This window comes from Streptomyces gardneri (assembly GCF_006539185.1).
Taxonomy (GTDB): Bacteria; Actinomycetota; Actinomycetes; order Streptomycetales; family Streptomycetaceae; genus Streptomyces; species Streptomyces gardneri.
This window is the reverse complement of record NZ_BJMN01000035.1, coordinates 103,766-116,052: the sequence shown is the minus strand read 5'-3', so window position 1 is coordinate 116,052 and position 12,287 is coordinate 103,766. Positions and strand designations below refer to the sequence as shown.

The following is a 12,287-nucleotide window of genomic DNA, read 5'->3' as shown; positions in this document are numbered from 1 at the left end:
CCCCGCCGTACCCGCCCACCGTCACCCACACCCCGCCCCCCCCGATACACCCACACCCCCACCACCCCGCAGGACGAGCAGGGAGGCCGTCGACATGACCACCGGACAGCGCACGGGAATCTGGCTCATCGGCGCGAGAGGATCCGTCGCCACCACCACCGTCGCCGGCTGCGCCGCCCTCGTCGCCGGACTCCACCCACCCACCGGCATGGCCACCGAGACACCCGACCTCGCCGACGCCGGCCTCCCACCCCTCGCCGCACTCGTCTTCGGCGGACACGACACCACCGACTGCCCCCTCCCCAAACGGGCCGAACAACTCACCACCGCCGGAGTCCTCCCGTACGGCCTCGCCCGCGCCGTCACCACCGAACTCGAAGCCGCCGACAGGGAGATCCGCCCCGGCGGCCCCCTCCCCGGCGACACCCGCACCGACGAACAGCTCGTCACCGCCTTCACCGCCGACCTGACGGACTTCCGGGAACGCATTGGCCTGGACCGCGTCGTGGTCGTCAATGTGGCCTCCACGGAGCCGGCGTCGGGGGGCGTCGGGCTCCCACCCAGCACCCTCTACGCCGCAGCGGCGCTCCGCGCCGGCTGCCCGTACGTCAACTTCACCCCGTCCACCGGACTCCGCCACCCCGCCCTCGCCGCACCGCTCGCCACGAGCGGACTGCCCCACGCCGGCCGCGACGGCAAGACCGGACAGACCCTCCTCCGGGCCGTCCTCGCCCCGATGTTCCTCCAGCGGGCCCTGACCGTACGCGCCTGGTCCGGCAGCAACCTCCTCGGCGGCGGCGACGGAGCCGCCCTCGCCGACCCGGCGGCCGCCGCCGCCAAGAACGCCGGCAAGGAACGCGTCCTCACCGACACCCTCGGCGACGCCGTCGAAGGACAGGTCCACATCGACGACGTCCCCGCCCTGGGGGAGTGGAAGACGGCCTGGGACCACATCGCCTTCGACGGCTTCCTCGGCACCCGCATGATCCTCCAGACCCTCTGGCAGGGCTGCGACTCCGCGCTAGCCGCACCCCTCGTCCTGGACCTCGCCCGCCTCACCGCCCGCGCCCACGAGAAGGGCCTCACCGGCCACCTCGACGACCTCGCCTTCTACTTCAAGGACCCCGAAGGCACCCCACCCGCCTCCCTCGCGGCCCAGTACACCCGTCTCGTCGCCTTCGCCCGGACCCTGGGCGCACCACCCGACACCACCACGCCACCGCCGGACGAAGAGCCGACCCCCGGGGTACGACGATGACCCGGCCCCTCACCGGCGCTGCCACCGGCCGCTTGCGCGCCTGGGCGGAACTCCTCCGCGTCTCGGCCCTGGCCTCCGTCCCCGGCGACGCCCTGGCAGGGGCGGCCGCCGCAGGGGCCCGCCCCGGACGAGGCACGCTCTGGGCGATCGGCGCGTCCCTCTGCCTGTACGAGGCGGGCATGGCCCTCAACGACTGGGCCGACCGCGAAGAGGACGCCGCCGAACGCCCGCACCGCCCACTGCCCTCCGGCCGCATCACCCCCGCAGCCGCCCTCGCGGCCTCGGCCGCCCTGACGGCGACCGGCCTCGGCCTCGCCTCCCGCGCCGGCCGCCCGGCCCTCACCGTCGCCACAGCCCTCGCCACCACCGTCTGGGCCTACGACCTCGGCCTCAAACACACCCCGGCAGGCCCCGCGACCATGGCGACCGCCCGAGCACTCGACCTCCTCCTCGGCGCCACAGCCACCACCCACCCACAGCACCGCGCCTTCCGCTCGCTCCCCGCCGCCGCCCTCCTCGGCGCCCACACCTACGCCGTCACCGCGGTCTCCCGCCACGAGACACACGGCGGCTCGACCCGCACCCCGCTCGCGGCCCTCGCCGTGACCCTGACGGTGGCCGGGACACTGTCGACCCACACACCCCCATCCCCACCTCCGGGGCCCCCCGCCCCCCGCCCCCACCCCGCCCTCCCCTTCCCCAACCCGGGCCCCCACTCCGTCCGCTCCCACCTCGGCCGCCCTCACCCCGGCCGCCCCCACCTCGGCTCCCTCCTGGCCCTGGCCTACGCCGGCACCCCCGCCACCCTCCTCCTGCACGCGGCCCTCAACCCCTCCGCGGCGCTGACCGAGCGGGCCGTCGGCGGCGGGATACGGGCGACGATCCCGCTCCAGGCGGCGTTGGCCGCCCGCGCCGGGGCCACCGGCACGGCGCTCGGGCTGCTCGGCCTCGTCCCGCTCGCCCGCGCCCTCGCCCGGAAGGTGAGCCCCACATGAGCACCGCCCCCCACCTCGGGTCGCGCCCCGCACCCGGCCCCACACCCCGCCTCAGGCTCGGCTACGGCACCAACGGCCTGACCGACCTGCGGCTCGACGAGGCCCTCGGCCTCCTCGCCGACCTCGGCTACGACGGCGTCGGCCTGACCCTCGACCACATGCACCTCGACCCGCTCGCGCCCGACCTGGCCGCCCGTACCGCCCGGGTCGGCCGGCGGCTGGCCGCCCTCGGACTCGGTGTCACCGTCGAGACCGGCGCCCGCTACGTCCTCGACCCGCGCCGCAAGCACGGACCGTCGCTGCTCGACCCTGACCCCGAGGACCGGGCCGCCCGCACCCGGCTGCTCCTCCGGGCCGTCAGGGTCGCGGCCGACCTCGGCGCGCACGCCGTGCACTGCTTCAGCGGCACGGTCCCCGCACAAACCGCGCCCGACGAGGCCTGGAAACGTCTCACCACCTCCCTCACCCCCGTCATGGAAGCCGCGGACGCCGCCCGCGTCCCCCTCGCCGTCGAACCCGAACCGGGTCACCTCCTCGCCACCCTCGACGACTTCCACCACCTGCGCGGACTCCTCGGATCACCCGCACCTGCCGTCCTGGGCCTCACCCTCGACATCGGCCACTGCCAGTGCCTCGAACCCCTCCCTCCCGCCGACTGCCTACGGGCCGCCGCCCCCTGGGTGCACCACGTCCAGATCGAGGACATGCGCCGCGGTGTCCACGAACACCTGCCGTTCGGTGATGGAGAGATCGACTTCCCTCCCGTCCTCGCCGCTCTCGCCGACCTCACCGCCGCCGGCTACGCGGGGCTCACCGTCGTCGAACTGCCCCGGCACTCCCACGCCGGCCCCGAGCTCGCCCGTACCTCCCTCTCCTTCCTGCGGCAGGAGGCCCCGGCATGCTGACCGGCACCGCCCGCACCTGGCTGGACTCGGCCCTCGCCGACGCCGCCGCCCGTACTCCCGCCTGGGAGTCGCACTTCGTCACCGCCGGCCGCCACTGCGGTCCCACCCACGCGGACTCCGCCCGCGCCCTCCTCCTCCGGGCGGCCGCCGCCGACCCCGCCACGCTCACCCGCCTCTACCACCACGGCGCCACCGCCGAGCGACGGGCCGTCCTCCTGGCGCTGGCCTCCCTCGTCCCCGGCCCCGAGGCCGTGCCCCTCGTCGAGGACGCCCTGCGCACCCACGACACCACCCTCGTCGCCGCCGCACTCGGCCCCTACGCCGCCACCCACCTCACCCCACACGCCTGGCGCCACGGCCTGCTGAAGTGCCTCTTCACCGGCGTCCCGGTGACCGCCGTCGCCGGCCTCGCCGAGCGCTCCGCCGGGGACACCGAACTCGCCCGGATGCTCACGGACCACGCCGCCGAGCTCACAGCCGCGGGCCGCCCCGTCCCCACCGACCTGCCCCGCGTCCTCGCTCTCACCGCCGCCACCGTCATGGCCACCGCCACCGCACCCGTCGAGGAGTCCTGATGCGCGTCTTCGACCCCCACATCCACATGACCTCGCGCACCACGGACGACTACCAGGCGATGCACGACGCCGGAGTCCGCGCCCTCGTCGAACCCTCCTTCTGGCTCGGCCAGCCCCGCACCTCGCCCGCCTCCTTCCTCGACTACTTCGACTCGCTCCTCGGCTGGGAACCCTTCCGCGCCGCCCAGTACGGCATCGCCCACCACTGCGCGCTCGCCCTCAACCCCAAAGAGGCCAACGACCCCCGCTGTACCCCCGTCCTCGACGCGCTGCCCCGCTACCTCGCCAAGGACGGCGTCGTCGCCGTCGGCGAGATCGGCTACGACTCCCTGACCCCGGCCGAGGACACCGCCCTCGCCGCCCAGCTCCAGCTGGCCGCCGACCACGACCTGCCCGCCCTCGTCCACACACCCCACCGCGACAAGCTCACCGGCCTGCGCCGCACCATCGACGTGGTCCGCGAATCCGCGCTCGCCCCCGATCGCGTGCTCCTCGACCACCTCAACGAGACCACCGTCAAGGAGGCCGCCGACAGCGGCGCCTGGCTCGGCTTCTCCGTCTACCCCGACACGAAGATGGACGTGGACCGGATGGTCACGATCCTCCGGAACCACGGCACCGCGCGCGTCCTCGTGAACTCGGCAGCCGACTGGGGGAGGAGCGACCCCCTCAAGACCCGCGCGGTCGGCGACGCCATGCTGGCCGCCGGATTCACGGACGACGACGTCGACCAGGTCCTGTGGCGCAACCCCGTCGCCTTCTACGGACTCAGCGGGCGCCTCCGACTCGACCTCCCCAGCCCTCAGGACCTGCACGAGGGCAACTCCCTCCTCCGCGGCGGGGAATGAGGCACCCCTCATGCGCTTCCGGCACCCCGACGGTTCCACCGTCCACCTCGCCTACTGCACGAACGTCCACCCCGCGGAGACCCTCGACGGCGTCCTCGCCCAGCTCCGCGACCACTGCGAGCCAGTCCGACGCCGCCTCGGCCGCGACCGGATCGGCATCGGCCTCTGGCTCGCCCGCGCCGCCGCCCACACCCTGACCACCGACCCCGCCTCGCTCCGCGCCCTGCGCACCGAACTCGACCGCCGCGGCCTCGAAGTGGTCACCCTCAACGGCTTCCCCTACGAGGGCTTCGGCGCCGACGAGGTCAAGTACCGGGTCTATCAGCCCGACTGGACCCGCCCCGAACGCCTCGCCCACACCACCGACCTGGCCCGTCTCCTCGCCGCGCTCCTCCCCGAGGACGTCGGCGAGGGCTCCGTCTCCACCCTGCCCCTGGCCTGGCGCACCTCCTTCGACGCCCGCGCCGCCGCCACCGCCCGCACGGCCCTGATCACGCTTGCCGCGCGTCTCGACGCACTCGAGGAGCTCACCGGAAGAAGCATCCGGATCGGCCTCGAACCGGAGCCCGGCTGCACCGTCGAGACGGTCGCCGACGCCGTCACCGCGCTCACCGACGTACCGCGCCACCGCATCGGCGTCTGTCTCGACACCTGCCACCTCGCGACCTCCTTCGAAGACCCGCGCACCGCCCTGGACGCGCTCACCACCGCCGGCATCACCGTCCCCAAGGCGCAGCTCTCCGCCGCGCTCCACGCCGAGCATCCGCACCTCCCCGAGGTCAGGGCCGCGCTCGGCACCTTCGCCGAACCCCGCTTCCTCCACCAGACCCGTACGCGGACCGCCGCCGGTCTGCGGGGAACCGACGACCTTCCCGAAGCCCTCGCCACTCCCGAAGCCGGTCACGCCCCGGGTCCCGGAACCGGCCCCGGCCCAGGCCTTCCCGACGCGAGGCCCTGGCGCGCCCACTTCCACGTCCCGCTCCACGCCCCGCCCGCCCCTCCGCTCGGCTCCACGCTCCCCGTCCTCCAGGAGACCCTCGCCCTCCTCGTCGGCGGACCCCACCCGCTGACCCGGCACCTGGAGGTCGAGACGTACACCTGGCAGGCCCTTCCTGCCGACCGGCGCCCCCGCACCCGCGCCCGGCTCGCGGAGGGCATCGCAGCCGAGCTGACCCTGGCCCGCGACCTGCTGACCGACCTCGGCCTCAAGGAACTGCCATGAAGGAACCGTCCCCGAAGGAACCGTCATGAGCGACACAGCGCCGCCCGCCACGCCCACTCCTCTCCTGGTGCTCGACGTCGTCGGCCTCACCCCGCGGCTCCTCCACCACATGCCCCACCTCACCGCCCTTGCCCGAGCGGGATCCCAGGCCCCGCTCTCCACCGTCCTGCCCGCTGTCACCTGCAGCGCCCAGACCACCTTCCTCACCGGCACCCTCCCCGCCGAACACGGCATCGTCGGCAACGGCTGGTACTTCCGCGAGCTCGGCGACGTCCTCCTCTGGCGCCAGCACAACGGCCTCGTCGCCGGAGACCGCCTGTGGGACACGGCCCGCCGCGCCCACCCCGGCTACACCGTCGCCAACATCTGCTGGTGGTACGCCATGGGCGCCGACACCGACATCACCGTCACCCCCCGCCCCGTCTACTACGCCGACGGCCGCAAGGAACCCGACTGCTACACCCGGCCGCCGGCGCTCCACGACGAACTCACCGAGGAACTGGGCACCTTCCCCCTCTTCCACTTCTGGGGTCCCGGCGCCGACCTCGTCTCCAGCCGGTGGATCATCGACGCCACCCGCCACATCCTCCGCACCCGCCGACCCGACCTCGCCCTCTGCTACCTCCCGCACCTCGACTACGACCTCCAGCGCTACGGCCCCGACGACCCGCGCTCCTTCCGGGCCGCCGCGGCCCTCGACACCGCCCTCGCCCCGCTCCTCGCCGACGCCCGCGCCGAAGGACGCACGGTCGTCGCCGTCTCCGAGTACGGCATCACCCGGGTGAACCGGCCCGTCGACATCAACCGCGCCCTGCGCCGTGCCGGGCTCCTGGAGGTCCACACCCAGGACGGCATGGAGTACCTGGACCCCATGACCTCCAGGGCCTTCGCCGTCGCCGACCACCAGATCGCGCACGTCTACGTCCGCCGCCCCGAGGACCTGCCGGCCGTCCGGGAAGCACTGACGGAGCTTCCCGGGGTCGAACGCCTCCTCGACGACGAGGGAAAGAAGGAACACGGCCTCGACCACCCGCGCTCGGGCGAGCTCGTCGCCCTCGCCGAGCCCGACGCCTGGTTCACGTACTACTACTGGCTCGACGACGCCCGCGCGCCCGACTTCGCCCGGCTCGTCGAGATCCACCGAAAGCCCGGCTACGACCCCGCCGAACTCTTCATGGACCCGCTCGATCCGTACGTGCGGCTCAAGGCGGCCAGGGAGATCGCCCGCAAGAAGCTCGGCATGCGCTACCGGCTCGCGGTCGTCCCCCTCGACCCCTCACCTATTCGCGGCAGCCATGGCCGCCTCCCCACGAGCGATGACGAAGGTCCGCTCATTCTGTGCTCCACCCCCCGCGCCGTGAGCGGCCGCGTCGCGGCCACCGATGTGAAGTCCCTGCTGCTCCGACTGGCCGGACTTGCCTGAGGCGCCGACCGCCGACCTGACTCCAGTGAAACAGCCCGCACCGACACCAGAGGAGTTATCCACAGATGAATCGCACCCGCCGTACGGAAGCCACCGACCCCGAGCTCTCCCACCGGCTCAGCAGGCGCAACATGCTCGGCGTCGCCGCCGGCGCGACCGCCGCCGCGCTGCTGGGCGCGGCGGCCACCCCCGCCGCCGCGGCCGTCGAGGCCGGCGGGTCGTCCGCCGGATCCGACGCCGACTCCCGCGGCGCAGGCCACGGCCGCCCCGTGCTGCCGCCCGGCCGTCTCGGCATCCAGCTGTACTCGCTCCGCGACAAGATCGCCGCCCTCGGATTCGCCGCCGTCTTCGCCGAGCTCCGGAGGTTCGGCTACGACGAGGTCGAGTACGCCGGCTACACCCAGGGCACCGGCGGCCCCCTCACGCTCGCCGAACTCAAGCGCCTCACCCGCGACCACGGGCTGCGCGGCATCGGCAGCCACGTCGGCTACTACGCGAGCGATCCCGGTGCCTACACCTTCGCCCAGAACCTCGACCGGGTTCTCGACGACGCGGCGGCCCTCGGCCTGCCCCATATCGGCACCGCCTCCGGGCCCTGGCGGTACGGCGCCACCGTCGACGGCTGGAAGCGCTGCGCCGAGGAGTTCAACCGGTTCGGCGCGGAGGCGCGGAAGCGGGGCATGAAGTTCTACCAGCACAACCACTCCGAGGAGTTCTCCTTCGCCACCGACCGCCCCGACGTGCGGCTCTACGACGTCCTTCTCGCCGAGACCGACCCGGACCTCGTCCACCTGGAGATGGACGTCTTCTGGGCGTACGTGGGCCAGTACCGCTACTCGACGCGTCCGGACGGCACCCCCGCGCCCTTCGACCCCCTCGACTACGTCCTCGCGCAGCCCCACCGCTACCCGCTGTTCCACGTCAAGGACGGCGACCGCGACGACTCCGCCGTCCCCTACGGCTACCGCATGACCGATGTCGGGGACGGGGACATCGACTACCGGCGCTTCATCTCGGCGGTCAACCGCACCCGCCACGGCCGGCACGCCCACCACTGGCAGGCCGAGCGCGACAACCCGGTCGACTCGCTCGACTTCGCCCGCAGGTCCAGCGCCCACCTGCACTCCCTGCGCGAGAAGGGCGGCCGCTGACCCGCCCCTCGGGCCCCTCGCGAAGAGGGGCCCGAGGCCGCACCGCGACCGTTCGTACACACCTTGCGACGCGCAGTACACACCGTCGGACAATTCGGACTGGATCATGATGGCTGGGGCTGTTCCACCCCGCTGACCACGGAAAACCCTGGTGAAGGGCACCTCGAACCCCTGGTAGAGTTATCTCTGTCGCCGCGGGGGAAACCCCGAAACGACAAACACCTAGTCCGGGTGGCGGAATGGCAGACGCGCTAGCTTGAGGTGCTAGTGCCCTTTATCGGGCGTGGGGGTTCAAGTCCCCCCTCGGACACCGAAGAGAAGTGCCGGTCGATCTCGAATCGACCGGCACTTCTCGTTTTCCACAGGCGGGTGATCGGCCCCACCGGCGATGCAGGCCGACGCCTATCCTGGGGGAGTGATCGAGAACATTCCCCCTTGTCCCCAGTGCTCCAGCGAATACACGTACGAGATGAACAACCTCGTGGTCTGCCCGGAGTGCGGCCACGAGTGGGTCCCGGCCGCCGAAGGCGCGACGGACGCCGCCGGTACGGCAGCGGCGGGCGAGCGCGTGATCAAGGACGCCGTCGGCAACGTCCTCAACGACGGCGACACGGTGACCGTGGTGAAGGCTCTCAAGGTCAAGGGCAACCCGTCCGGCATCAAGGCGGGCACCAAGGTGCGCAACATCCGCCTCGTCGACGGAGTCGACGGCCATGACATCGACTGCCGGATCGACGGCTTCGGCGCGATGCAGCTCAAGTCCAGCGTGGTCAAGAAGGCCTGACCCGAGGCCGGCGCGCGAAGCCCCCTAGGCCTTCCGGGCCACCACCAGTCGGCAGTGGGGGCTGCCGTCGGCGCGTCTGCCCAGGGACTCGATCGGGGTCAGGGTGACCTCGAAGCCGGCTTCCTCCAGGCGGGCGCGGACGTCCGGGAGGCGGAAGGTGCGGTAGTACATGACGAACCGCGGGTGCCACAGTGCGTTCCGGACACGCATCGCGGCGTCGAAGCCCCACAGCGTCCAGTAGAGGCGCGAGCCGACCAGAGGTGGGGCCGGGAGCGGGAAGGCGAAGGTGCCGCCGGGGCGGAGCGCGGCGTGGACCTGGGTGAAGAGTGTGCGCTGGGCGTCCGGGACGAAGTGGCCGAAGGCGCCGAAGCTGACGGCCAGGTCGAAGACGGGGGCGAAGGGCAGGGCCAGGGCGTCCGCGCGGACCAGGGTGGCCGTGGGGTGGGCGCGGCGGGCCCGGGTCAGCATGCCCGTACTGAAGTCGACGCCCGTGACGCGGCCCGCGCACACGGAGCGGAGGACGTCGAGTCCGGCGCCGGTGCCGCAGCAGACGTCGAGTCCCGACCCGAAGGGGCCGAGCTCCTCCAGGGTGTCGGCCACGGCGGTCAGGAGGCGGTCGGAGGTGCGGAAGGGGGTCGCGTCGAACTTGTTCGCGAGCAGGTCGTAGCCGTGCTCGACCGAGGAGAGGGCCTGGACGGTCAGCTCACGGAGGCTGGGGCCCTGCGGGGTGAACATGCTCCCGAGCCTATGCCGTCACCGGCCCTGAGCGTCAGAGCGCACTGCGCACGGGGGGCGCCGGGGGCGTGGACCACGCGGGGGCGATGCCCGTCAGCTGGCACACGAGCAGGTAGAGGGGGATCGGCGGCGTGTAGGGAGAGGTGCCGTCGGGGTGGTGGACGAGGCGGGGTCCGCGGTCCGGGACCTCGGCGCCTCGCGCGTAGCAGGCGGGCAGCGGCCAGGTCAGGTCCAGGTCGGAGCCGGCCGGGACGAGCCACCACCACCAGTCGGTGTCGGCGTAGACGCAGCCTTTGGCGGGGAGGCGGGAGAGGATCTTGAAGCCGAAGCGGGCGGGGACGCCGACGGCGTCGCAGCCGAGGCCCGTGCGCAGGCCGACAGGGACGGCCAGGCGGGTCGAGCCGAGTTCCGCGGAGTCGAGAGTCCTGGAGCCTGGCGACGCCGAGCCCAGGGGCTTGGCCTGCGGTCCCTTGGGGTCCGAGGCGCCGCGCTGGCGCGGGACGGTGGCGTTCTCCGACGGCTTGCGGGCCGACCGGGGGATCAGCAGGGTGGCCATCGACCTCAGCACGGTTCCCCCATGCCGTGGGCCAGCTCCGCCCAGACGATCTGCGCCGTGCCGTGCCCGGTGCGGTCGGCGCCCCAGGCGGTGCACAGCGCGTCGACTATGAGGAGTCCGCGGCCGCGTTCCTCCTCGCCGCAGTCCCGCATCCGCGGTCCGGCGGGGCCGCCCTCGTCCCGTACCGCTATACGCAGGGTGTCCTCGCCCTCACGTATCTCGCAGATCACCCGCCCGCTCGCGGTGTGGACGACGGCGTTGGTGACGAGTTCGGAGACGACCAGGGCGACCGTGTCGCGGATGCCGGGGCCGCAGCCCCAGAGGATGAGGCGCTCCTCCGCGAGCCGGCGGGCCCGTGCCACCGAGGAGGTCAGGGCCGGGAGCTCGAAGGCGAAGCGGCGCACGGAGTCGGCGCGGGTATCGGTCCGGGGTTCTGGGCGCGGGGCCATGACTCGAGGGCTCATGAGACCTGAAGGCTGCGCGTTACCAGAAGCCACGACCGGTTCCTCACAACAGTGGGCAGGACTGCCGTACGGCGCTGCCCCCGAGGCGCGATGGCGCACGGCGGCAGCGTGTACTGGTTCACCGGAACACTGTCCTCCTGACTCGGACACTTGGCAAGTGGCACTCTGAAAATTGCAGAGTGCTGTGTTCTCTCTGGCTCGGCTTCGTGGCACACTCGTCGAAACAGTGCGTCGGGGAGGTCTGAGAGTGAGCGAGCCGCGGTCCGCCCCCACGGTGGGACAGGTCGTTCTCGGAAGGCGCCTGCAGGATCTGCGTGAGCGGGCCGGCCTGAAGAGGGAAGAGGCCGCCAAGATCCTCCGAGTGGCCCCGGCCACCGTCCGGCGCATGGAAACGGCCGAGGTCGCCCTGAAGGTTCCGTACGTACAACTCCTGCTGAAGGAGTACGGGATCGCGGACGCCGAGGCGGAGGCCTTCGTCGCCCTCACGGAGGAGGCCAACCTCCCGGGTTGGTGGCAGCGGTTCCACGACGTGCTGCCCGGCTGGTTCTCCATGTACGTGAGCCTGGAGGGGGCGGCCAGCCTGATCCGGGCCTACGAACCCCAGTTCGTCCCCGGTCTCCTGCAGACCGAGGCCTACGCCCGAGCCATTCTGCGCAGCGGGGCGGTCGGTGGCGGCAGCGATGCCGGCAAGGACGAGGACGCCGAACGCCATGTAGCCCTACGGATGGAGCGCCAGTCCCTGCTGACGCGGGAGGACGCTCCGAAGTTCTGGGTGATCATGGACGAGACGGTGTTCCGCCGACCGGTCGGTGACGGGCCCGAAGTGATGCGCGACCAGCTCGACCGGCTGCTCGAAGCGTCCGAGTTGCCGAACGTCACCCTGTAGATCGCGGAGTTCGCGTCCGGCCACCACCCCGGCACCTACGGACCGTTCGTCCTCTTCCGCTTCGCCATGCCCGAACTCCCGGACATGGTCTACAGCGAGTACCTGACCGGCGCCGTCTACCTCGACGCGCGCCCCGAGGTGGCATCCCACCTGGAGGTCATGGACCGCATGGCGGCTCAGGCCGCGACTGCACAACGCACGAAGGAGATCCTCCGGGATCTCCGCAAGGAGCTGTGAATGGATCGCATATACAACGGCATGCCCGCCGCTGAGCTCGGTGCCGATGGCTGGCACAAGCCCTGGAGCGGCGGGAACGGGGGCAACTGCGTGGAGGCCATGAAGCTGGCCGACGGCAGAGTCGCCGTGCGACAGTCCGCAGACCCTGAAGGACCCGCGCTCATCTACACCCACGGGGAGATCGCCGCTTTCATCCAGGGGGCCAAATCCGGTCAGGCTGACTTTCTCCTCACCTGACCCTTCCGCCC

General features: G+C 72.6%; 13 protein-coding genes, 1 tRNA gene and 1 pseudogene. 12 read left to right on the top strand and 3 right to left on the bottom strand.

Annotated features, from left to right (window positions below; translation table 11 throughout):
• The first annotated feature begins 94 nt into the window (after positions 1 to 94).
• From SGA01_RS26360 to SGA01_RS26315, 10 genes are all read left to right on the top strand, one after another.
• Positions 95 to 1,258 (top strand): inositol-3-phosphate synthase, encoded by a 1,164-nt coding sequence (locus SGA01_RS26360; RefSeq protein ID WP_141299046.1) that lies wholly within the window; start codon positions 95 to 97, stop codon positions 1,256 to 1,258.
• Positions 1,255 to 2,253: an SCO3242 family prenyltransferase gene (locus SGA01_RS26355; RefSeq protein ID WP_141299044.1), complete on the top strand. Its 999-nt coding sequence runs from the start codon at positions 1,255 to 1,257 to the stop codon at positions 2,251 to 2,253. The genes SGA01_RS26360 and SGA01_RS26355 overlap by 4 nt, the downstream gene beginning before the upstream one ends.
• A complete protein-coding gene (locus tag SGA01_RS26350) occupies positions 2,250 to 3,158 on the top strand; it encodes a sugar phosphate isomerase/epimerase family protein (protein WP_141299042.1) in 909 nt (302 codons plus the stop codon). Before SGA01_RS26355 ends, SGA01_RS26350 begins: the two co-directional genes overlap by 4 nt.
• The gene (locus SGA01_RS26345; RefSeq protein WP_141299041.1) at positions 3,152 to 3,733 is read left to right on the top strand and encodes an EboA domain-containing protein; all 582 of its coding nucleotides are present in this window, start codon (positions 3,152 to 3,154) and stop codon (positions 3,731 to 3,733) included. Before SGA01_RS26350 ends, SGA01_RS26345 begins: the two co-directional genes overlap by 7 nt.
• Positions 3,733 to 4,581 (top strand): TatD family hydrolase, encoded by an 849-nt coding sequence (locus tag SGA01_RS26340; protein ID WP_141299039.1) that lies wholly within the window; start codon positions 3,733 to 3,735, stop codon positions 4,579 to 4,581. Before SGA01_RS26345 ends, SGA01_RS26340 begins: the two co-directional genes overlap by 1 nt.
• A gap of 10 nt (positions 4,582 to 4,591) precedes the next feature.
• A complete protein-coding gene (gene eboE / locus SGA01_RS26335; protein ID WP_141299037.1) occupies positions 4,592 to 5,803 on the top strand; it encodes a metabolite traffic protein EboE in 1,212 nt (403 codons plus the stop codon).
• A gap of 25 nt (positions 5,804 to 5,828) precedes the next feature.
• Positions 5,829 to 7,226 (top strand): alkaline phosphatase family protein, encoded by a 1,398-nt coding sequence (locus SGA01_RS26330; RefSeq protein WP_141299035.1) that lies wholly within the window; start codon positions 5,829 to 5,831, stop codon positions 7,224 to 7,226.
• Positions 7,227 to 7,291: 65 nt separating this feature from the next.
• Positions 7,292 to 8,377, top strand: coding sequence for a sugar phosphate isomerase/epimerase family protein (locus tag SGA01_RS26325; RefSeq protein ID WP_141299033.1), 1,086 nt, complete (start codon positions 7,292 to 7,294; stop codon positions 8,375 to 8,377).
• 225 nt (positions 8,378 to 8,602) lie between these two features.
• Positions 8,603 to 8,687 (top strand) — tRNA-Leu (locus SGA01_RS26320).
• Positions 8,688 to 8,792: 105 nt separating this feature from the next.
• On the top strand, positions 8,793 to 9,161 hold the full coding sequence (locus SGA01_RS26315; protein WP_304364580.1) for a zinc ribbon domain-containing protein YjdM: 369 nt from the start codon (positions 8,793 to 8,795) through the stop codon (positions 9,159 to 9,161).
• A 24-nt stretch (positions 9,162 to 9,185) separates the two neighbouring features.
• Here the strand turns inward: SGA01_RS26315 and SGA01_RS26310 are convergent, their stop codons facing one another.
• The 3 genes from SGA01_RS26310 to SGA01_RS26300 are packed head-to-tail and all read right to left on the bottom strand — an operon-like array spanning position 9,186 to position 10,901.
• Entirely contained in the window at positions 9,186 to 9,896 is a 711-nt protein-coding gene (locus tag SGA01_RS26310) for a class I SAM-dependent methyltransferase (protein ID WP_141299031.1), read from the bottom strand.
• A gap of 34 nt (positions 9,897 to 9,930) precedes the next feature.
• Positions 9,931 to 10,452 carry a hypothetical protein gene (locus SGA01_RS26305; protein WP_174867502.1) on the bottom strand — a complete coding sequence of 174 codons (522 nt, stop codon included), beginning with the start codon at positions 10,450 to 10,452 and terminating at the stop codon, positions 9,931 to 9,933.
• Positions 10,453 to 10,457: 5 nt separating this feature from the next.
• Complete coding sequence (locus SGA01_RS26300; protein ID WP_141299029.1) at positions 10,458 to 10,901, bottom strand: ATP-binding protein; 444 nt, start codon at positions 10,899 to 10,901, stop codon at positions 10,458 to 10,460.
• A gap of 262 nt (positions 10,902 to 11,163) precedes the next feature.
• Here SGA01_RS26300 and SGA01_RS26295 point away from each other — a divergent pair.
• A pseudogene (locus SGA01_RS26295) lies at positions 11,164 to 12,039 on the top strand (Sco1979 family transcriptional regulator).
• Positions 12,040 to 12,276 (top strand): DUF397 domain-containing protein, encoded by a 237-nt coding sequence (locus SGA01_RS26290; RefSeq protein ID WP_055640502.1) that lies wholly within the window; start codon positions 12,040 to 12,042, stop codon positions 12,274 to 12,276.
• Positions 12,277 to 12,287: the final 11 nt, after the last annotated feature.